This is a genomic window from Paenirhizobium cremeum (genome assembly GCF_022884085.1).
In the GTDB taxonomy this organism is placed as follows: Bacteria; Pseudomonadota; Alphaproteobacteria; order Rhizobiales; family Rhizobiaceae; genus Allorhizobium; species Allorhizobium cremeum.
In genome coordinates this window covers 74,466-94,034 of the sequence record NZ_JAGGCS010000010.1, presented here as the reverse complement: position 1 = coordinate 94,034, position 19,569 = coordinate 74,466, and the positions used below count along the sequence as shown (strand labels likewise).

23 protein-coding genes, 1 pseudogene and 1 riboswitch are annotated in these 19,569 nt (G+C 63.0%); of the genes and pseudogenes, 10 read left to right on the top strand and 14 right to left on the bottom strand.

All coding sequences use genetic code 11. The features are described from left to right. Positions 1–131: 131 nt before the first annotated feature. Positions 132–2,093, bottom strand: a complete 1,962-nt coding sequence (locus J5N58_RS17950; RefSeq protein ID WP_112829125.1) for a putative bifunctional diguanylate cyclase/phosphodiesterase — start codon at positions 2,091–2,093, stop codon at positions 132–134. A gap of 186 nt (positions 2,094–2,279) precedes the next feature. After that, positions 2,280–3,206: a bestrophin family protein gene (locus J5N58_RS17945; RefSeq protein ID WP_244712043.1), complete on the bottom strand. Its 927-nt coding sequence runs from the start codon at positions 3,204–3,206 to the stop codon at positions 2,280–2,282. 240 nt (positions 3,207–3,446) lie between these two features. Between J5N58_RS17945 and J5N58_RS17940 the strand changes: the two genes are divergently transcribed. Further along, the gene (locus J5N58_RS17940) at positions 3,447–4,328 is read left to right on the top strand and encodes a metallophosphoesterase (RefSeq protein ID WP_244712041.1); all 882 of its coding nucleotides are present in this window, start codon (positions 3,447–3,449) and stop codon (positions 4,326–4,328) included. Here J5N58_RS17940 and J5N58_RS17935 read toward each other — a convergent pair. Next, on the bottom strand, positions 4,325–5,548 hold the full coding sequence (locus tag J5N58_RS17935; RefSeq protein ID WP_244712039.1) for a glycosyltransferase family 87 protein: 1,224 nt from the start codon (positions 5,546–5,548) through the stop codon (positions 4,325–4,327). The genes J5N58_RS17940 and J5N58_RS17935 overlap by 4 nt on opposite strands. 84 nt (positions 5,549–5,632) lie before the next feature. Further along, entirely contained in the window at positions 5,633–6,319 is a 687-nt protein-coding gene (locus J5N58_RS17930; protein ID WP_112829153.1) for a helix-turn-helix transcriptional regulator, read from the bottom strand. 128 nt (positions 6,320–6,447) lie between these two features. Between J5N58_RS17930 and J5N58_RS17925 the strand changes: the two genes are divergently transcribed. The 3 genes from J5N58_RS17925 to J5N58_RS17915 all read left to right on the top strand — a co-directional run bounded on the left by J5N58_RS17925 (position 6,448) and on the right by J5N58_RS17915 (position 8,722). Further along, on the top strand, positions 6,448–7,110 hold the full coding sequence (locus tag J5N58_RS17925; protein WP_113447883.1) for a LysE family translocator: 663 nt from the start codon (positions 6,448–6,450) through the stop codon (positions 7,108–7,110). Positions 7,111–7,238: 128 nt separating this feature from the next. Further along, positions 7,239–7,682 (top strand): c-type cytochrome, encoded by a 444-nt coding sequence (locus J5N58_RS17920; protein ID WP_112829121.1) that lies wholly within the window; start codon positions 7,239–7,241, stop codon positions 7,680–7,682. A gap of 122 nt (positions 7,683–7,804) precedes the next feature. Further along, a complete protein-coding gene (locus J5N58_RS17915; protein ID WP_244712037.1) occupies positions 7,805–8,722 on the top strand; it encodes a cytochrome c in 918 nt (305 codons plus the stop codon). An 84-nt stretch (positions 8,723–8,806) separates the two neighbouring features. Here J5N58_RS17915 and J5N58_RS17910 read toward each other — a convergent pair. The 3 genes and pseudogenes from J5N58_RS17910 to J5N58_RS17900 form a co-directional block, all read right to left on the bottom strand. Continuing rightward, positions 8,807–8,974 (bottom strand): annotated as a pseudogene (locus tag J5N58_RS17910) (oxidoreductase); the annotation flags it as partial. Between the two features lie 122 nt (positions 8,975–9,096). Further along, on the bottom strand, positions 9,097–9,741 hold the full coding sequence (locus J5N58_RS17905; RefSeq protein ID WP_244712035.1) for an SDR family oxidoreductase: 645 nt from the start codon (positions 9,739–9,741) through the stop codon (positions 9,097–9,099). A 96-nt stretch (positions 9,742–9,837) separates the two neighbouring features. Beyond that, positions 9,838–10,458: an FMN-dependent NADH-azoreductase gene (locus J5N58_RS17900; RefSeq protein ID WP_244712032.1), complete on the bottom strand. Its 621-nt coding sequence runs from the start codon at positions 10,456–10,458 to the stop codon at positions 9,838–9,840. Between the two features lie 86 nt (positions 10,459–10,544). Here J5N58_RS17900 and J5N58_RS17895 point away from each other — a divergent pair, with 86 nt between their 5' ends. After that, on the top strand, positions 10,545–10,922 hold the full coding sequence (locus tag J5N58_RS17895; RefSeq protein ID WP_113340350.1) for a winged helix-turn-helix transcriptional regulator: 378 nt from the start codon (positions 10,545–10,547) through the stop codon (positions 10,920–10,922). On the opposite strand, the gene J5N58_RS17890 is transcribed toward J5N58_RS17895, so the two are convergent. Continuing rightward, positions 10,919–11,158, bottom strand: a complete 240-nt coding sequence (locus J5N58_RS17890; RefSeq protein WP_162748343.1) for a transposase — start codon at positions 11,156–11,158, stop codon at positions 10,919–10,921. The two genes, J5N58_RS17895 and J5N58_RS17890, sit on opposite strands and share 4 nt — an antisense overlap. A 51-nt stretch (positions 11,159–11,209) precedes the next feature. Here J5N58_RS17890 and J5N58_RS17885 point away from each other — a divergent pair, with 51 nt between their 5' ends. The 4 genes from J5N58_RS17885 to J5N58_RS17870 all read left to right on the top strand — a co-directional run bounded on the left by J5N58_RS17885 (position 11,210) and on the right by J5N58_RS17870 (position 13,202). Further along, complete coding sequence (locus J5N58_RS17885; RefSeq protein ID WP_112829151.1) at positions 11,210–11,434, top strand: hypothetical protein; 225 nt, start codon at positions 11,210–11,212, stop codon at positions 11,432–11,434. A 70-nt stretch (positions 11,435–11,504) separates the two neighbouring features. Then, positions 11,505–11,717: riboswitch (cobalamin riboswitch) on the top strand. 117 nt (positions 11,718–11,834) lie between these two features. Continuing rightward, positions 11,835–12,011 carry a CbtB domain-containing protein gene (locus tag J5N58_RS17880; RefSeq protein WP_112829116.1) on the top strand — a complete coding sequence of 59 codons (177 nt, stop codon included), beginning with the start codon at positions 11,835–11,837 and terminating at the stop codon, positions 12,009–12,011. Between the two features lie 114 nt (positions 12,012–12,125). Further along, complete coding sequence (locus J5N58_RS17875; protein WP_112829115.1) at positions 12,126–12,872, top strand: CbtA family protein; 747 nt, start codon at positions 12,126–12,128, stop codon at positions 12,870–12,872. Between the two features lie 6 nt (positions 12,873–12,878). Continuing rightward, positions 12,879–13,202, top strand: a complete 324-nt coding sequence (locus J5N58_RS17870; RefSeq protein ID WP_244712030.1) for a hypothetical protein — start codon at positions 12,879–12,881, stop codon at positions 13,200–13,202. On the opposite strand, the gene J5N58_RS17865 is transcribed toward J5N58_RS17870, so the two are convergent. Continuing rightward, positions 13,174–13,740, bottom strand: a complete 567-nt coding sequence (locus tag J5N58_RS17865) for a DJ-1/PfpI family protein (RefSeq protein WP_112829113.1) — start codon at positions 13,738–13,740, stop codon at positions 13,174–13,176. The two genes, J5N58_RS17870 and J5N58_RS17865, sit on opposite strands and share 29 nt — an antisense overlap. A gap of 42 nt (positions 13,741–13,782) precedes the next feature. Further along, positions 13,783–14,352: a GNAT family N-acetyltransferase gene (locus J5N58_RS17860; RefSeq protein WP_244712028.1), complete on the bottom strand. Its 570-nt coding sequence runs from the start codon at positions 14,350–14,352 to the stop codon at positions 13,783–13,785. A 230-nt stretch (positions 14,353–14,582) separates the two neighbouring features. Here J5N58_RS17860 and J5N58_RS17855 point away from each other — a divergent pair, with 230 nt between their 5' ends. Next, positions 14,583–15,506, top strand: coding sequence for an alpha/beta hydrolase family protein (locus J5N58_RS17855; RefSeq protein WP_112829111.1), 924 nt, complete (start codon positions 14,583–14,585; stop codon positions 15,504–15,506). 10 nt (positions 15,507–15,516) lie between these two features. Here the strand turns inward: J5N58_RS17855 and J5N58_RS17850 are convergent, their stop codons facing one another. From J5N58_RS17850 to J5N58_RS17835, 4 genes are all read right to left on the bottom strand, one after another. Beyond that, on the bottom strand, positions 15,517–15,975 hold the full coding sequence (locus tag J5N58_RS17850) for a cupin domain-containing protein (RefSeq protein ID WP_112829110.1): 459 nt from the start codon (positions 15,973–15,975) through the stop codon (positions 15,517–15,519). Between the two features lie 9 nt (positions 15,976–15,984). Next, positions 15,985–16,398, bottom strand: a complete 414-nt coding sequence (locus J5N58_RS17845; RefSeq protein ID WP_113340343.1) for a MerR family transcriptional regulator — start codon at positions 16,396–16,398, stop codon at positions 15,985–15,987. Between the two features lie 125 nt (positions 16,399–16,523). Next, positions 16,524–17,159 (bottom strand): hypothetical protein, encoded by a 636-nt coding sequence (locus J5N58_RS17840; protein WP_244712025.1) that lies wholly within the window; start codon positions 17,157–17,159, stop codon positions 16,524–16,526. Positions 17,160–17,190: 31 nt separating this feature from the next. After that, positions 17,191–19,299, bottom strand: a complete 2,109-nt coding sequence (locus J5N58_RS17835; RefSeq protein ID WP_244712164.1) for a S9 family peptidase — start codon at positions 19,297–19,299, stop codon at positions 17,191–17,193. Positions 19,300–19,569 lie beyond the last annotated feature (270 nt).

The window sequence follows — 19,569 nt, the reverse complement described above, 5'->3', positions numbered from 1 at the left end:
GACCGGGAGTCATTCCAGCAAAAGTATGAAGCGGTTTTGCGTCTGGAATTACATAGAAACAAAGAGATAGAGCATTGAAGGCGACCTCGTTTTCGCCGGAGAGGCTCTAAAATGCAGAGCGCGACCTCGGCTTACGACGCCGCCTCCTGCAACGGTCCGGCATTCTGCTGTGCGGCCAGACGCTCGGCGATGTCGGCCTGCGCCATCGGGCGGCCGTAGAAATAACCCTGAACGTAGCGGATGCCGGCCGCCTGGACGGCCCGCAGTTCGGCTTCCGTCTCCACGCCCTCCGCCAGGCATTCGACCCCGAGATTGGCGGCCAGATCGGCGATCGCGCGAATGATGTTGCGGCTGACGGCCTCATCTTCCTTCAGCCCGGCGACGAAGCAGCGGTCCATCTTGATCCGGTGCAGGGGAAAGCGATGGATATAGGCAAAGCTCGAATAGCCGGAGCCGAAATCGTCGAGAGCGATATGACAGCCCATGCCGGCAAGAACGCCGAGCGAAACGCGCGCACGCTCGAAATCCGTCGTCATCGAGGTCTCGGTAATCTCGAAAGTCAGCCTTTCCGGCGCGATGCCGCTTTCCCGCACGATGCGGGCAATATTGGCGATGGAGCGTGGCGAAACCAGATCGACGGCGGAAAGATTGAAGGAAAGCCTGAGAGCCTCCGGCCATTGCACGGCGGCATCGAGCGACTTTTTCAAAAGGATGCTGGTCATGCGCTCGATCAGGCCGGAACGCTCGGCCGCGGCAATGAACAGACCGGGGCTGACATTGCCGAGCTTTTCGCTCTCCCACCGGGCGAGCGCCTCGAAACCGACGATCCGCTCGCGCATCAGGTCGTATTGCGGCTGAAAGAGCACGAAGAGCTCGCGGGCAAGATCGCTGCCGCGCAATGTCTGGTCGATGCGTCCGAGATCGTTCATCTCCGCCTCATGATCGGCGGAGAAGATCACCACGCCGCCGCGATTGTCGCGCTTGGCGCAAGCCAGCGCATGATCGGCACGCTCGTAGATCTGGCGAACCGTTTCGCCATTGGTGGGAAAATGGGCAAAACCGATCGAGCCGGAGATGGAAACGCCGATCCCGGAGATCACGAAAGGCTTGCGCAGCGCATCGCAGATATCACGGCCGACCGAATGCAATCCGTCAAGGGTCAGCGTCCTGGGGATGGCCACCGCGAACTCGTCTCCGCCAAGGCGGGCGACCACATAGCCGGACGGGCATGCGAGATGGATGCGCCGCCCGACCTCCGACAGCAATTCGTCTCCGATCGCATGCCCGTGCAGGTCGTTGACCGGTTTGAAGCCATCGAGATCGATGATGCCCACATGGACCGGGGTTCCCGAATGCGCCGGACCGGACATATGGCTTTCGAGGACTGAGAAAAAATGGCGCCGGTTTGGCAGGCCGGTCAGGGCGTCGAAATCGGCCTGCTGCTCGGCGCGCTCCCTCAGCCGGTCGGCGACAACCCTCGCCCTTACCGAGCGGAGAATGGCGTCGCGCATCAAGAGCGCCATGCCGAGGGCGGCAAACGTGCCGGCGAGACCGATCAGGGCATAGCTCAAGAACACATCCGGCCCGCCGCGGCCGGCGAACCAGAGCATGGTTCCGACGGACAGGACGGACGAAAAGACGATAACCCGCACGCTGATGCCGGATGTCGCAAAGAGGAGGGTCGCCAGCACGAAATAGACGAGCTTGGCGGGAACGAAATCCATCAGCAGCGCCGAGACGGTGTTGAGATAGATCAGCAGGTTCATCACCAGATTGGTGATTTCGAGCCGCAGATAGCCGCCGTCGCGCACCAGCCATTTCTGATGAAAGTAAAGGCTTATGACGCTGGTGACGAAGGAAAGCACGCCCAGCGCCCGGAAATGCTCGCTGTCCTGCCCGATAAAATGGAAGAGCGTGATGAGCCCGTAATAGATCGCGGAGGGAATGAGGAAGCCGCGGATGATGGGGCGGAAGGCTGCCGCCATCTCCTCGCGCATCAAGGCCGCAGGAAGGGCAGCCGCTTCGCCTTCGCTGTCATCCGCGTAACGGGAATTCGCGTAACGGGAGTTCCGGCTGTTGTCCGATGTTGTCATTTTTCTGTCGGCCAATGCTTGATCTGCTTGTTTGAAGGCGCAAGACGTCCGGCCCAGCCTTCATGCCAGCATTGATCGCATCGGATCTTCCAGACACGATCCGGTTTAGCAGCAACCCGTTGAAAAACAATAAACGTCAGGACTTCTAGAAACGCCTGTCGGACAGCGAATACGGCGAAACCCGCATTACATCAGGATGAAATTCTTCGGTTCCGGCAGCGGCGGCAGATCACGTTCGCCCAGCGCCTCGCGCAGATTGATCTCGATGGTTTCGGCGATGGCACCGATCGGCAGATCGTTGGGAAGGTCGCCGAAGGGCTCTTCCAGCTCGTTGCCCAGGGCATCGAGGCCGAAGAAGGTGTAGGCGACAAGCGCCGTCGCGAAGGGCGTCAGCCAACCGAACGCATCGGCGAAGCCGAAGGGCAGGAGGAAGCAGAAGATGTAGGCCGTGCGATGCAGAAGCAGCGTATAGCCGAAGGGCACCGGCGTGAAACGGATGCGTTCGCAGGCCGAAAGCACCGACGACATGTCGCGGATGCTGCCTTCCAGCACCGAATATTCGATGTCGCTCAGTGCGCCGGCGGCCTTCAGCCGCGCCGTGAACGCCCCCATCTCGCGCAGGAGAAAATCCGGCCGGTTGCGGCTTTCGAGAAAGGCGACATGTCGTTCCTTCGGCAGGCGCAGGAGAATGCGGCCGTGATCTCCGCCCGGCCGCAGATGGATGAGCAGCGCATAGGAAAAGGCGATCGCGAGCTGGAGCAGGCGGCGACGGGGAGCCGGCTCCCCGTCGATCGCCCGGCCATCGAGGATCAGGGATTGCCGGGCGAGGCTTCGGGCGGCGATCACCAGCAGCCCCCAGTCCTTGCGCGCCTCCCACCAGCGGTCGTAGCAGGCATTGTTGCGGAAGCCGAGAAACACCGACAGGGCGATGCCGACCAGCGCCAACGGCGCGCTGTTGAACCCGGGAACCTGCTCCGGCATGAAACGATGGGCCAGGACCACCAGCGTCGACAGCGCCAGAACGAACAGCACCTGCGGGAAGATCATCGGCAGAACCGAACCGCGCAGGATGAAGAAGAGCGAGACGAGGCCGGGACGGTCGCGGACGATCATGGACGATGAACCTCTTTGCCCGAGGCCGAGCCGGGCCTGAAATGCGTCTGCTGCCTTCATAGGGAATTTTGCGCCATCGTCCACCGGAAATCATATGGACTGCCGGCAAGGAAGGTGCGTTAGCGACGGCAGGCGAGAGACCGTGCGGGCAAACGCGGGAACCGATGGCGCGCGACAATGTCACACGACTGTCACGTCGGCGGCCTATGCCCGCCCCTGGTTCTCATGACGTGTCCGAATATGCCCTCCGACAATCTCCTCCCCCGTCTCCGCTTCGGCCTGATCGCCGATCCGCAATATGCGCCCATCGAGCCCAACATGGCGCTCAACCGCCACTACGCGAAAAGCCTCGACAAACTCGAGGCGGCAATCGCCCGGCTGAATGCCGAGGACCTCGATTTCGTGGTCACGCTCGGCGATGTGATCGACCGGGGTTTCGAGAGTTTCGACAAGGCGCTGGACGTCTATGGCGGCCTTCGCCACCGGGCGTTTTTCCTGCCGGGGAATCACGACTTCTCCGTCGCGCCCGAGCGGCTTGCCGAGATTCACGGCAAGCTCGGCATGCCCGCGCCCTACCATGATTTCGCCTGCAAGGGCGTGCGCGTGATCCTGACCGACGGCAACGAGATTTCGCTGTTTGCGCCACCGCCGGGCGATCCGCGCCGGCAGGCGGCCGAAGCCCGGCTTGCCGCCCTGCAGGCGGCAGGGGCCGAGAACGCCCAGACATGGAATGCCGGCATGAGCGGCGACCAGATCGCCTGGCTGGACGAGCGGTTGAAGCTTGCGGCAGCGGCCGGCGAAACCGCCATCGTGATGGGGCACTATCCGCTCTTTCCCGCCAGCGACCACAATCTGTGGGGAGCGGAAGACGTGGCAGAGCTGATTGCGGGCTCGCCCGCCGCTGCCGCCTATTTCTGCGGCCACAATCATGCCGGCAACTACGGCGCCCTCAACGGCACGCATTTCGTCAACATGAAAGGCATGGTCGACACGCCGGACGAAAATGCGTTCTCTGTGGTCGAACTGTTCGGCGACCGGCTGGAAATCCACGGCTTCGGCCGGGAGGAGAACCGGTTGCTGCCCCTGTCGCCTGTGGCGGGGCTTCAGGCTGCCATCGGCTAATTCATCTGCGGCTCAGGCCGAGTGGCGCGGCCTTCGACGATCCTGTCCGTGGCGAGCGTCACGCCATAGGCGAATACCAGCACCAGCGGCGCGAGCGGCATTCCCTTCAATCCGAGCAGCAGAGTTACCAGCGGCACGAAGGTCGCCAGCGCCGAGAACACGACGCGCAGCGCGGCAAGACCGCCGGGAAGCGACGGCTCCGGCCGAACCGCGAGCGCGGCCAGGGCGGCAAGCGCTCCCAGGTCATGGCTCTGCGTGTAGGGAGAAATCAGGAAGGTGGCATAGAGAAGGCTGCGGGAGCGGGCAAGCGGCACTTCAAGCCGCATCAGGCTCCAGATGAAGGCGGCGATGGCGGCCAGCGCCACCGGCAGATGGATCAGCCGGGCGACGTCCGCAGGAAAACCCAGGCTGCGCATGGAGCCGAAAACCGAGGGAACCAGATTGGGAAAGAAGCCGCCGAGATTGTTCATCAGGTAGATCTGATAGGGCGCGTTGAAGGTGGCATAGCCGATCCAGCCGTTGATCCCGACGATCGCAAGCGACAGCGCCACCATAACGAGCGCGGTGGCCAGCGCGGCCAGGAAGGTGCGCCAGTTGCCCTCGAAGATCAGCAGGATCGGCAGGAGCAGGCCGAGCTGCGGCTTGATGGTGAGGACGCCGATGGCGATGCCCGCGAGCACCGGATGGCTGCCGCGCAGGCCAAGGCCGTAAAGCATCAGCGCGGCGGTGAGAAAGCCGCTGTCCGCCGCCAGGATGTTGGCCAGCAGGAAGGGCAGCAGCAGGATGGCGGAAAATGCCGGAAAGTCGCGGTCCTGCAGGCTGACGGCGTGACCGTAAAGCGCGAGTGTCGACAGGAGAAAGACCAGCGCCGAAGGCAGATAGGGCAGCAGGGAAAAGGGCGCGAATATCGGCAGCGCATGGGGCAGATAGCTCCAGTACTGCCAGCCGGCCTCCAGCCCGAACACCGAAAGGACATGGGAGGAATAGATCTCCTGCCCACGAAAGAGTTCCATCGCATCGCCGGACAAGAGCAGCGAGGACCCCAGCCAGATATTCGCATGGTTGCGCCCGGCAAAGACATCGGCGGAGGGATCGACGAGACCGACGCCAATGCCCAGCAGCAGGGCGAGGAGCACCAGCCCGGCAAGCGAAATCACCGCCGCGAGCGGCCAGTGCCGCCCTGCCTCCCGCCACGTCGTCTGCGCCTCCGACGTCATCATGCCCAGCTCCCCGTTTGGATGCGTCACGTTAGGATCTCGCCGTTAAGAAAGCACGAAATCCGGCGAACGGCACTCAAAAAGACGTCATCCCGCCACGGCCCATCCCTCGCTCCAGCGGCGCCTCAGCGCGTCGCCCTCACCCCGGAAGAACGCCTCGGCCGGCGAGCAGCCGACGACGCGGTCCGCCCGAAAATTGCGGATCGCCGCGCGCAGTTCGCACCAGCCGACGAGATTGACGACGTCAGAATAATAGACGAGCGCGATCGGCCTCACGCGGCGCTCCGTCAGCCGGCCCTCGGCGTCACGATAGACGATGTCGAGCGACCGTTCGTCCCGGATCGCACCGCGAACCTCGGCAAGATCGAGCGCCGGCGGTTCGGCGGCAACGCTGCCCCAGGCCCTGAGCACCGGCGCCTGGAGGCTTCGCCGCAACGGCTCCGGCACGGCGGCGGCGATCTTGTCGTTGACGGCGCGCGCCGCCGTCTTCAGCCCGGTATCGCCGGTCCGCTCCAGAAGCGCCAGGCCGAGCACGATCGCCTCCGTTTCCTCGACGGTCAACATCAGCGGCGGCAGATCGAAGCCAGGCCGCAGGATATAGCCCAGCCCGCGTTCGCCCTCGATCGGCACGCGCATGGCCTGCAGCGCGACGATATCCCGGTAGATCGAGCGCGGCGTCACCTCCAGCCGCTCGGCGATCTCTGCCGCCGTGACCGCATGCCGGGCGAGCCGCAGGATCTGGATGATCTCGAAGAGACGCGAGGCCTTTCGCATTTTTCTGAAGCCCTTGCCGAAGCCAACTGACACAATGATGTCAGTTGGCTCTCCTTAAGGAAACCCCAAGCGTCTGGAAACGGAGGAAAATCCGTTTTCGGCTGGTTCCCTTCCCTGGAGATACTGACATGGACTACGCACAGGCACTCTGGCTTTTTCTTCTGCTGATCTTCGGCATCGTCATCGTGCCGGGCATGGATATGATCTTCGTTCTGGCAAGTTCGCTCGCCGGAGGGCGCAAGGCGGGCCTCACGGCGACCGCCGGTATGATGACGGGCGGCGCGGTGCATACGCTCTACGGCACGCTCGGCACCGGCATTCTCGTCGCCTATGCGCCGCGCCTCTTCCTGCCCCTCGTCGTCGCCGGCGCGCTCTACATGATGTGGATCGGCCTCTCTCTGGCAAAGAGCGCGATCACCGTCAGCACGGTCGACGGAACGGGGCGGTCGACGCTCACCGCCACCTTCCGACGGGCGGTGACGACTTGCCTGCTCAACCCGAAGGCCTATCTCTTCGTCATCGCCGTCTATCCGCAATTCCTGAAACCCGCCTATGGGCCGATCCTTGCGCAGGGGCTCGTGCTGGGGCTGATGACGATGGCGGTGCAGGGCCTCGTCTACGGCGCGGTGGCGCTGGCGGGCGACCGTGCCCGCCACGCCCTGGCCGGACAGCCGGCGATGACGATCTGGATCGGACGCGCCGCCGGAGCCTTGCTGATCGTTGCCGCCGCATTCACGCTGGCCCACGGCCTGATGTCGGACCGACAGGTTTCCGGGGATATTTCTGGATAAAAATCAAATCTTTGACATATTTCCCGGAATCACCGGAATGTGACTTCATTCCGCCTTGCGAATTTTGCAATCATCCGCCCGCCCCAGAACCGCCGGCGCGTCCGGCCCCGATATCAATGGAGAAATCGATGAAGCTGAAACTTGTCATGGCCGCCGCCGTCGTCGCCGGGCTCGGAATGAGCGCTGCGATCGCCGCCGACGAACCGCAGGTCGTACGGCAGGAGATGATGAAGAAGGTCGGCGGCGCAATGGGCGCCATCGGCGCCATCGCCAAGGGTGAAAAGCCGTTCGACGCGGAGGTCGTGAAGGCTTCGCTCACCACCATGTCGGAAGTGGCCAAGGCGTTCCCCGACCATTTCCCCGCCGGTTCGGAAGTCGGCCTCGACACCGAAGCCAGCCCGAAGATCTGGGAAAACATGGATGACTTCAAGGCCAAGTCGGCAGCGCTCGCAACGGCGGCCGACGCCCAGCTCGCCGCCATGCCGACCGACCAGGCCGGAGTGGGCGCCGTGATGAAGGCCGTTGGCGGCACCTGCGGCGACTGTCATCAGACCTACCGCCTGAAGAAATAAGCGTCTGGCGGGTTGGCGGCGTCCGGGCCCCGCGCCAGCGGGCCGGCGCCCTCTGCCCGCCTTTCGAGACAATTCATGACAGGCGCGCCACCAACGGCGGGCCGCGAAATGCGGAGGGTGCTATGGCATCGAAATGGCTGAAGGGACTGGGCGTCCTGATTGCGCTCGGCGCGGCGGGAGCCACCGCCTTCGTCTACATCACCGCGCCCAAGCGGCAGGACCCTGCGCGGTGGACCAATCTCGGCGAGCCGGACCTTGCCAACGGGCGCGAGATCTTCTTCGCCGGCGGCTGTACGAGCTGTCACGCGGCACCCGGGGCGGAAGGGGATGCGCGGCTCGTTCTTTCCGGCGGCGCGCCGCTGAAGAGCCCGTTCGGCACCTTCCACGCGCCCAATATCTCCAGCAGCGCCACTGCGGGCATCGGCGACTGGACGCTCGCCGAATTCGGCGATGCGATGACGCGCGGCGTCGGCCGAAACGGCGAGCATCTCTACCCGTCCTTTCCCTACGGTTCCTACGCCCGCATGACGCCGAAGGACATCAACGACCTCTTCGGCTTCCTGAAGACCCTGCCGGCCAGCGAAGCGGTCGCGCCGGCGCATGAGCTCCCTTTCCCGTTCAACGTCCGCCTCGTGCTGGGCGGCTGGAAATTCCTCTATTTCAGCGATGCGCCGCGGGTCACCTTTGCCGGTCCCGACGACAGGCTGAGGCGCGGCCAGTATCTGGTCGAGGGGCCCGGCCATTGCGGCGAGTGCCATACGCCACGCGACGCTCTCGGCGGCTTCAAGGCCGGCGCTTGGCTGGCCGGCGGCCCGAACCCGGAAGGCGAAGGCAAGATCCCCAACATCACCCCCGGCTCGCCAAGCATCGCCACATGGTCGGAGGGCGACATCGTCGGCTATCTGGAAACCGGCTTCACGCCTGACTTCGACAGCGTCGGCGGCTCCATGGTCGAGGTGCAGAAGAACATGACCGAGATTTCGGCTGACGACCGCGAGGCGATCGCGGCCTACCTGAAGGCGATACCGGCGGTGAAGTGAGCCCCTCTTGCGCACAGATACCACAAGCATTGACCAGGCCGTGCGGACGGATTTGATCGAGCATGGACCTGCTTTGAAATGTGTCGCGGCTCTCGTCTTCGCTTCGTCACGGCACGCGAGCAGCACTCGTGCACGTCGCGCCGCCAGCGCGCTCGCCACTTCGAAACCTATGCCCGTACAGGCTCCCGTGACGATGAAGCACTTGCCTGACTGGTACGGCACATCGGCCGTCGTAAATCCCTCGGATGGCATAGATTTCTCCTCTCTCTCGATGCGGGTTTGGGAAGTTATGGGCGCCATGCCGGATCGAGCGCTGCGCCGGCGGCAGTCGCAGCGCGCGTGTCCGTCAAACAAGCCTGATGAGCTATCTACCGTCAGCCTCGGTCGGCTATCCCCGGCGCAGCGCGCACGAACTCTCCGGCCGTGACCTGATCGACCAGGAATTTCGCAAGGTTCCCGCGAGAGAGCTTCATGCCGAGCTTCGTCTTGCCGTACCAGCCGACGTCCACTTTGCCTGTTGCGGACCCGTCCTTGAGGTTGGGAATCCGAACCAGCGTCCAATCGAGACGTGAGTTGCTCACCAGTTCAGCAGTCGCCTTGATGTCGTCATAGGCGTTGCGAACGATCAGCTTGAACAGCATGACGAATGCTTGCGACCTGACGTCGAAACCGTCCTTCGGATCACGATAGGCGGCGGTCGAGATTTGAATGAGGCGACGGACGTTCAGCTCTTCCATGACAGAGATGATCTTGTCGACGCCGCGCATGATCGGCCGCTTGTCACGCGATTTCAGACTGTTGGGGCCGAGCGCGCTGATGACTGCATCTACGCCCGTCACGCATGCCTTGATCGCTTCGCGATTGTTGAGGTCGCCGACGACGACTTCGATCTTGCCATCGAAGGCCGCGAGCTTTCCGGCGTCCCGCGTGTAGACGGACAGCTCATATCCTTGCCGGAGCGCCTCTTCGATAATGTGTCTTCCGGTTGGTCCGGTCCCTCCAAAGAGAGCAATCTTCATCTCATCTTCCTCGTGTTTTTTGGCCTGAGGGCCAAGTGCTCTGGCTGTCGACATGCATGTTTACGCTGACAGCCTGAGCAGTCGTCCCACCCACCGTCAGGCGACCTTTTCCAAGACCGAGCGAACCTGAGCTTCGGTGGCGGCGATCGCGGCCTTGGCCGCCTCGGGCCCGAAGACAGTGCCTTCCACACGGACGATTTCGATTTCGGTCAGACCGATGAAGCCCAGGAGGTGGCGCAGATAGTCGGTCTGGAAATCAAAGGGGGCCCAGTCGCCTTCAGAGAAGACACCGCCTGCGGCCGTGACGACATAGACCTTCTTGCCGGTCAGCAATCCCTGCGGCCTGCCGGCTTCGTTATAACCAAAGGTCACGCGCGGCCAAGTGATGTGATCGAACCAAGCCTTCAACTGCGACGACAGACCGAAATTGATCATGCCCGAACCCAGGACGATCACGTCAGCGGCCTTCACCTCGTCGACGAGCTCTTGGGCAAGGTCGACCGCCTTAACCTGCGCGGGCGTGCGCGCCTCGGGGGCCGCGACGCGGCCCTGAATATAGGCCTGCGCGATATGCGGCAGTGGGTTGGCCGCGAGATCGCGAGTGAAAAGGGTGCCGCCCAGGCGAACCTTCAAGCCTTCGGCGATCTCGGCCGCGAAGCGGGTGGACAGGCTCTCGGGGCCACGAGGGCTCGAGATAACGAGGAGGATGTTGGCCATGGTTGCTCCGATGGGGACAGGGTGGTAAATTCTTGTTACCAACACTATTAAGATGACCACTAAGGCTCGCGCAAGAAGGCACTCCGATGACACTCAGTATCACTGATTTTCCTGCCCCCACCCAAGGTGACGACTGTCGGATGGTTCGAGAAATCCTCGATCTCGTGGGCGACAAGTGGACGCTTTACATCATCGCAACGCTCAAGGATGGACCGGTCCGGTTCAATGAATTGCGGCGTCGGATCGACGGCATCTCGCAACGCATGCTGACGATCAACTTGCGCGGACTGGAACGTGACGGCTTGGTGAAGCGGACATTGTTTCCCACTATCCCACCGCGCGTGGACTATGAATTGACAGAGGTCGGACGGACGCTTCTTGCACCGGTCATGGCTCTCGTAAGGTGGGCGAGCAGCAATCAGGAGAACATCCGGGACGCTCGTGTCCGATACGATGCAAGCTAAGGCGCGAGGGACACATTTGAGCCGGTATCCGGCGGTGGTAAGATGGACCGGCCGAGGAAGCCGTTGGCCAGCCGGTCATTGCGGGTGGCAATGGCCCGGTCGATCTTGAGACGACCAAACATGCGCTCGATGCGGTTGCGCTGCCTGTAGAGCGTCCGATCATACTCGATCATTGCGCATCGGTTCGAGCGACCGGGGACAAACCAGCGGGTCCATGCCACCGCGAACTCCAGCATCGCGCAAGCCTCGCCGGACAGAGTGACCCGCGTCACATGATCGGAGGCAGCATGAGCATCGAAAGACGGCGGATGGAAAGCGCTTTGCGCTCGCTGCTCGACAGCTATCCCGATCCAGCCCTGCATCGCTGGGTCAACGAGACCGTGACCGCATTCGAAAAGCGGCTCTCGGCGATCGTCGATCCGCGGGAGCGTGACGACGCCCATCGGGCAGCGCTCATCCTCATCAAGACGACGCTGCAGAAGTGGTCGGAGAATCCGCCGCTCCGGCACTAACGACGACGGGACCGTCCCGCCCTTTTTCACGGGCGAAACATGCCTCGCGATTGACACGGCAGCCCATGCCCCCGATACTGGCGGCGATGGTTCCCCAGAAGCGGCGCTTCGGGGATTAATAGGGAACACGATAGGGACGACCCTGACGGGGCTCGATTCGTGGCTGCCCCCGCAACTGTGAGCGGCGAACGCCTGAACGACAAGGCCACTGGAGCAATCCGGGAAGGCAGTTCAGGAGTCATGACCCGCAAGCCAGGAGACCTGCCATCGCCTGTTGTCGCCTGCCGGACGGGGTGTCCGGAAGACAGGGCATGGTCTCCGGACAATCTTTCCGACCGACCCTCGCCCCGTTTTCCACCCTTCGATCGTCGGGCATCATCGTCATCGTTCGGAGGGAAACATGTCCGCGACCACCATCACTTCATCCGCTTCGTCCAGCGTCAGCCGCTTCGCGCCGGCACTTCTCAGCGTCTTCTTCGGCCTCTTCATCGTCGGTTTCGTCGGCTTCTCGCCGATGGAGGTGGTGCACAATGCCGCGCATGACGCCCGTCACGCCAACGCCTTCCCCTGCCACTGAGCCGCATCGCGATCTTTTAGGTTCGCTCCACGCGCTTTCAGTCTTTGTTTTATCGCATGACGCCGCTGCAAAACCGCGACGCGCTTTTGCGCGACATGCCTTGAGGGGAATTCCATGTCAGTTTTTCGTTCGCTCGTCTTCACTTCGGTGCTGGTCGGGCTGATCGTCGGGACCGCCGTGACGCTTGCGCAGTTTCTCGGTACCACCCCGCTTATCCTGGCCGCAGAGGTCTTCGAGACCGGCGGCGCCGCAGACGGTCACAGCCACGCCGCCGGCGCGGTCGAGGAAGCCCATGACCACGGCAACACCACCGCCGCGGCCACGCAGGCGGACGACCATCATCACGACGCGGATGCCTGGGCACCCGCCGACGGCTTCGAGCGCAATGCCTACACCTTCGTCGCCAATGTGCTGACGGCCATCGGCTTCGCGCTGGTTCTGAACGGCCTGATGCAGATTTCCGGCACGGAAAGCGACTGGCGGCGCGGCCTGATCTGGGGTCTTTGCGGCTTCGTCGCGTTCATGCTGGCGCCGGGTTTCGGCCTTCATCCGGAGCTTCCGGGCACACCGGCCGCACCGCTCTTCGAGCGTCAAGTCTGGTGGATCGGCACCGCGGCATCGACGGCGGCCGGCCTTGCCCTCTTGTTCTTCCAGCGCAGGCCATGGGCCGCGGCTCTGGCGATCGTGCTGATCGCGCTGCCGCATGTCATCGGCGCACCCGTGCCGCCGGAAGGCGAGCAGGCGCTCGCGCCGGAAGCGATGTCGCATCGTTTCGTCGTGGTGGCAACGCTGACCAGTCTCCTGTTCTGGTCGTTGCTCGGGGCCTTGAGCGGTCACTTCCGCCGCCGCTTCGAAGCCTGACCCGATATGGCAGGCGATCCCTGCCCCGAATTCGACTGGCGCATCGATATCGATGCGCTGGTCTTCCTGCATCAAGGCTCGGCGTGCCGCGGTTTCGTGCACCGTCTGGCTTTCCGCAGCCTGACCGGGAAGACCTCACCCTCGCCTCGGGACTGCATGGACTGGTTCGGCCGGCATCATCCGGCCTTTCTCCTGGCCGCCGACCGCAAGCTGAAACGCGGCAGGCCGGCGGGCAACACCTTCAGTCTCACCAGCCGCGACATTCGCCGCGCACTGGAGGCGGTCTCGGATATTCCCGACATCAGCGATGTTCGGCGGAAAATGCCGTGATTTCGCTCTCGGCCTCAGCCACCCAGAGCCCGAGCGCCTTCAGCACTTCCGCGGTAAAGGTCACCGGAGAATTGCCGGGCGCCGTCACGATACCGCCATCGGAGACGGCCTGCGGCCGGTCGATATACCGCCCGGCGCCGCGATAGCCGGGATATCTGCTATGCGAGGCAAGCGAATTGCCGGTATGGGCAACCTCGTCCAGAACGCCGGTCGCAGCGAGCGCGCTTGCAGCCGCGCAAATACCGCCGACAACCCTGCCCTTCGCATGGAAGCCCTTCGCCAGTTCGGAAAAATCGAAGGCCTTCCCCTTCTCCCAGGCATAGCCGCCGGGAATGATGAGCGCATCGGAACCGGCCGGATCGATTTCGGCAAAGCTCATGTCGGGCGTCACCTTCAGACCACCCATTGAGGTCACCGGCCTGCCATCCGGCGAGGCTGTGAGCACCTCGCAGTCGAGATAGTAGCGCGCGGCGGCCATCAGGAGCGCGGGTTCCCAATCGGCGAAGTCATTCTGCAAGGCAACAATGATGCGGGGCATTCGGTTTTCCTCCGGAAAACGTCTCTGTTTTAAGAACGATGCTCAGGACAAGGCCTGCATGTAGCGCATGCCCGTCACCGGACGCGGAACGAAATCCATGTGCTCGTAGAAGCGATGGGCCGCGAAATTGCCGGTGGCGGCGCTGACGGAAAGGTAGTCGCAGCCGGACTGGCGCGCCATCTCCTTCGCACGCGCGACCAGATGCTGGCCGATGCCGTTGCCGCGCTGGCCGTCACGGACATAGAGGTGATGCAGGTCCATGCCGCGCTTGGCTTCCTGGGCCTTGTAGAGCGGCACGAGGATGGCGTAGCCGATCAGGCCTTCGCCGCTATCGGCGACAAGGGCGGAAATCCAGGGCATGGGGCCGAAGAGATCGCGCTCCAGCTTTTCCGGCGTCATGGCCGAGGCGTCGCCATGATGGGCGGCGAGTGCCGCGATCATTTCATTGAGCGCCGGCAGGTCCTGACGTTTCGCCGCGCGGATGATGACGACCGGGGGCCGTGGGAGGGTGATATCGGTATCTTCAGTCATGTTCGCTTCCCTTTTTCGGTTACCGCCATCAGGGGAAGCTGCTGAAAACAACAAGGCCGCCTGACGGCGGCCTGTTGACAAGATGATCTGTCGGGCCGCCGGTTACCGGTAGGCCCAAAAATACGTGCAGGAGATGAGTGCGCGTGCGTCGATCATGGACGCATGGAATGCACCCATTTCAATCGATTGTCAACGGGCGAAACCTGCGGGCCCATGACAGAGGATTCCTGCGGGCGCATAACGACATCGTGCCTTGCCTTTGCCGAAAAGCGCGCGAGAATGATTGGGCTTGGATCTTCCGGATCGCGGTCATGACGTCTGACAGAAGCTTCGAAAAACCGGTCTCGCGCCGGGCCGTTCTCGGCGGCCTTCTCGGCGCGATGCTGCTGCCCGAAATCGCCGGCGCCATGGACACGCCGGTCAACCCGCCGCTGATCGGCCGCGACTACGCGCGGGAGCGCCAGACCTTCCATACCCATCTTTTGACCAGGGGGCCGGCGCCGGACAAATACGAACCGCTCGATCCACCCGCCAATGCCGAGCGGATCTTCTACAGATCCGGCCGCAACGGCAACCTGCAGCTTGCGGCGTGGGTTTCGAAACACCAGCCCTCGCACAAGCTCCGTCCGGCGGTTCTTTTCCTGCATGGCGGCAATGCCATGGGCGCCGGTCACTGGACGCTGATGAGGCCCTATATCGACTCGGGCTATGTGGTGATGATGCCGACGGTCCGGGGCGAAAACGGGCAGGCCGGCGCCTTTTCCGGTTTCTACAACGAGGTGAGCGACGTTCTGGCGGCGGGCGAGCATCTCGCCGGCCTGCCGGGTGTGGACGGAGAGCGACTGTTCCTTGCCGGCCACAGCATCGGCGGCACGCTCGCCATGCTGTCGGCCATGGCATCGAACCGGTTCCGCGCCGCCGTGCCGATTTCCGGCAATCCCAATGCCTTCCGTTTCTTCCGGCGTTATCCGGAGGATATCCGCTTCGACGACAGCGATATCCACGAGTTCGAGGTCCGCACCGCGCTCTGCTATGCGCAGAGCCTCAAATGTCCCACCTACCTGATGCACGGCACCAAGGAGCCGCATCTCAACCAGGGCGCCAGACTGATGGAAAAGCGGGCGAAGGCGGCCGGACTTCCGATCCAGGCTAGCCGGATCGAGGGCGATCACACCACCGCCCTGCCGCACGCCATATCCCGCTCGATCGGCTTTTTCCGCTCGGTATCGGCCTGATCCGGAGGAATTACCGGACGATCGGATTGCCCGCCCGATCGGTCCAATGCTTGACGAAGCCGATCTTGGTGAGTTTCAGATCCTCATCTGAATAATGCACCACCTCGTCGGGCGAGCGCGTCCCGACCACGAGATAGCTGACCGGGCCGTCCGAGCGATTTTCCAGACAATGACCGGCGGCAACGCCTGCCTTGAAGGTCGCACTGTCGCCGGGCTGCATTTCGGCGATCACGTCCCCCTCGTGCAGGGTCACGGTTCCGGAAAGAACGAAGACGAATTCGTCCTCGCGCTCATGCCAGTGCTTGCGCGACGAGCGGGAGCCGGGTGGAAGCGTCTCGATGAAGGCGCCGAACTGGGTCAGTCCGCCGGCATCGCTGAGCAGCCTCGCGCTGTAGGGGCCGAGTTCGCCGTTCGGCCCCTTGCCGTCATCCTGGTCAAGCGGCGCATCCTCCTGCCTGATGACGGGCATGGCTGTTCCTCAATGCTCGTGGTTGCAGAGACCGTGGTCGGAGAGCGCGCGGATGACATAGCAGTCGCCGACGCTGTGGGCCCCGCAATGGGAGGCAATACGCTCCAGTTCGTCCTCCAGCTTCCTGAGGCGGGCGATCTTTTCGCGCACCTCGATCAGCTGCTCGCGGGCAATATCGTCGGCGCGCTCACAGGGTTCGTCGGGATGGCGGCTCAAGGCCAGAAGTTCCCGGATCGCATCGATCGGGAAACCGAGATCGCGGGCGTGGCGGATAAAGGTGAGACGCTCGAGATCCGGCCGCTCGTACCGCCGCTGGTTGCCTTCCGTGCGGTCGGCGGCCGCGATCAGGCCCATCTGCTCGTAGTAGCGGATCGTCGGCACCTTGACCCCGGTGCGGCGGGACAAATCTCCAATCGAGAACATCTTTCGCATCCCCAGAAATCTCTAGTCTCTATAAAGATTAGGAGGCATGCTCGCGGAAATCAAGGAAGCGGAAACGACAAAGGCGCCTTTCGGCGCCTTCAAAGGGATCGGCGAGGCCGGATAACTCAGGCGTCGTAGTCGTCGAAGGTCACGTCGTATTCCCGATAAACATCCTCCACCTTCTGGGCCGCGGTGCGGTCATCGGAGGAGGACGCCGACGAGGTGCGCTGCGTCATCGACGGCACCGGCTTGCGGCCGCCATCGACGACCCAGAGGGTGCTGGCCAGGGAATTGGACAGAAGCGAACTGCTGAATGTGCCCGAACCGCTGAGACGGCTCGTCGTTACCGGCGCCTGCTCGTTAGCGCTGTCTTCGCCCTCGGCGGAGATCGGCACGTACCGGTTCTGGTAATAGTAGCTGTTCAGACCGCTATCGATTCGCATGGCGGACGCTCTCGTTTCAGAAGTTAACCAATCATTAACCATTGAAGCTTGCGCGAAGCTTGCGTCCCGCATTGCGAAGACGATAACAGCCCTTGCCTTGGGCGCGAAAACACGAATGGCATCGCGAATCGGGCTCTCCCTGCAAACGGCAAGGCTCCGCGTCGGCACGACCTTCGCCATGCCGGACAGAGTCTCCTTGTCGAGTAGTGTCGAACCGCTCTTTCGGCCGCCTTCGGGAGCATGCGCCAGTTGCCGGGAAGCCTTGCCGCTCCCGCCGACGACATTGGCGGCCGTCGACAGGGCGACATGGACGGTCATGCCCTGACCGCCTCCCATGGTGGCCTCGGCGTTAAATCTTGCCCGCAACCTTGATGGCGAAGGCGTATTCGAAGGCGATTTCCTCCAGACGCTGGAAGCGGCCGGATTTGCCGCCGTGACCGGCGGCCATGTTGGTCTTCAGGAGGATCGGAGCTTCGCCCGTCGTCTTCTCGCGCAGTCTCGCCACCCATTTGGTCGGTTCCCAATAGGTGACGCGCGGATCGGTGAGGCCGGACAGCGCGAGGATCGGCGGATAGGACTTCTCGCCGACATTGTCATAGGGCGAATAGGCGGCGATCCAGCGATATTCCTCTTCCGACTCGATCGGGTTACCCCATTCCGGCCATTCCGGCGGGGTGAGCGGCAGCGTGTCGTCGAGCATGGTGTTCAGGACATCGACGAAGGGAACCGCAGCGATGATACCGGCGAACTTTTCCGGCGCCATGTTGGCGACCGCGCCCATCAGCATGCCGCCGGCGGACCCGCCTTCCGCGATGATCCGGTCATAGGAGGTGAAGCCTTCCTTCACCAGATAATCGGCGGCGGAGATGAAGTCCTTGAAGGTGTTGACCTTATTTTCCATCTTGCCGTCTTCGTACCAGGAGAAGCCCTTGTCCTTGCCGCCGCGGATATGGGCGGTGGCATAGACGAAGCCGCGATCGGCGAGCGACAGGCAATTGGTGTTGAAGCCGGCGGGAATGGTGATGCCATAGGCGCCGTAACCATAGAGCAGGCAGGGGGCGGAGCCGTCGAGCTTCGTATCCTTGCGGTAGAGAAGTGTGACCGGCACCTTCTCGCCGTCATGGGCTTCTGCGAAGACACGGCGAGTGACGTAATCATCCGGATCGTGGCCGGATGGCACTTCCTGGGTCTTCAGGAGCACGCGCTCGCGCGTCGCCATGTTGTAGTCGAAGAGCTGCGACGGCGTCGTCATCGAGGAATAGGAGAAGCGGATGACGTCGGTGTCGTATTCGGCAGCCCCCTGCAGGCCGAGCGAATAGGCCTCCTCGGCGAAGGCGATGGCGTGTTCCTCGCCGGACTTGCGGTCGCGGATCATGATGACCGGCAGGCCATCGCGGCGCTCCAGCCAGACGAGATGGCGGGCAAAGGCCATATGGGAGAGGATCAGCCGGCCCGGCTCATGCGGCACGACCTCTTTCCAGTTCTCCTTGCCGGGGGCCTCCACCGGCGCCTCCATGATCTTGAAGTCCTTGGCGCCGCCGTCATTGGTCAGGATATAGAAGACGTCGCCGCCCTCGGTCATCGAGTATTCGACGCCCTCCACCCGCTTGGCCACCAGCCTGGGCTCCGCCGTCAGGTCCTTAGTCGAGAGAATATAGTATTCGGAGGTCTCGTGATCGTGAATGTCGATATAGATGAAGTCGTCGAGCAGCGAACCGCCGACGCTCATGAAGAAACCGGGGTCCTCTTCCTCATAGACAAGCCGGTCGGCCGATTGCGGCTGGCCGATGACATGGTGGAAGACCTTGGACGGGCGATGGTTCTCGTCCTGCAGCGTATAGAAGAAGCTCTTGCCATCGGGCGCCCATGCGCCACCGCCGCCGGTGTTCTCGATCACATCGGCCAGATCCTCGCCGGTTTCGAGATTGCGAACGCGCAGGGTGAAATATTCGGAACCCTTGTCGTCATAGCCCCAGATGCCGAAGGCATGGTCGCTCGAATGATCGATGCCGGCGAGACGGAAATAGTCCTTGCCGGCGGCTTCCTTGTCGCCGTCGAGCAAAAGCTTCCGGACCGCTTCGTCCTTGTGGTCGGCGTCGCGCGGAATGCGGAAGTAGCGCGGCTGCTCGCCGCCGGTGACGAAGGCGGTGCCATAGGCATAGGGGCCGTCCTTCATCGGGATCGAAGAATCGTCCTCCTTGATGCGGCCTTTCATCTCGGCAAACAGCACCTTCTGGAGATCCTTCGTATCGGCCATCGCCGCTTCCATATAGGCGTTCTCTGCCTCCAGATGCCGGCGCAGATCCGGGTCGAGGAGGCTCGGGTCCTTGAACATCGCCTGCCAGTTGTCGGCCCGCATCCAGGCATAATCGTCGGTGCGGACAATCCCGTGCCGGATATCGGTCACGGGCTTCTTGGCGGCACTCGGGGCCGCGGGCAGATTGTTGAAGACGGACAAGGGAAGACCTTCCTTCTCGGAAAACATGACGGTGTCTGAGAGATAGAGAGGGCGAAGCCCACGATCAAGCCGGAATCCGAGGGCGGCTACCCGGTCCGAAACGGGACAGGCACGTGGCGCCGGGGCGCTTTTTCCGTCGATTGATCCGGATCAATGCGCATGCTGCGACACCATGACCGCACCCACCCTGAAAATTGATAAGTGTCTATTTCTCTTCACTTTTACGACAGAATCGCCAGGCGAACGCCATTGGTTTTGCACGTAACGGTC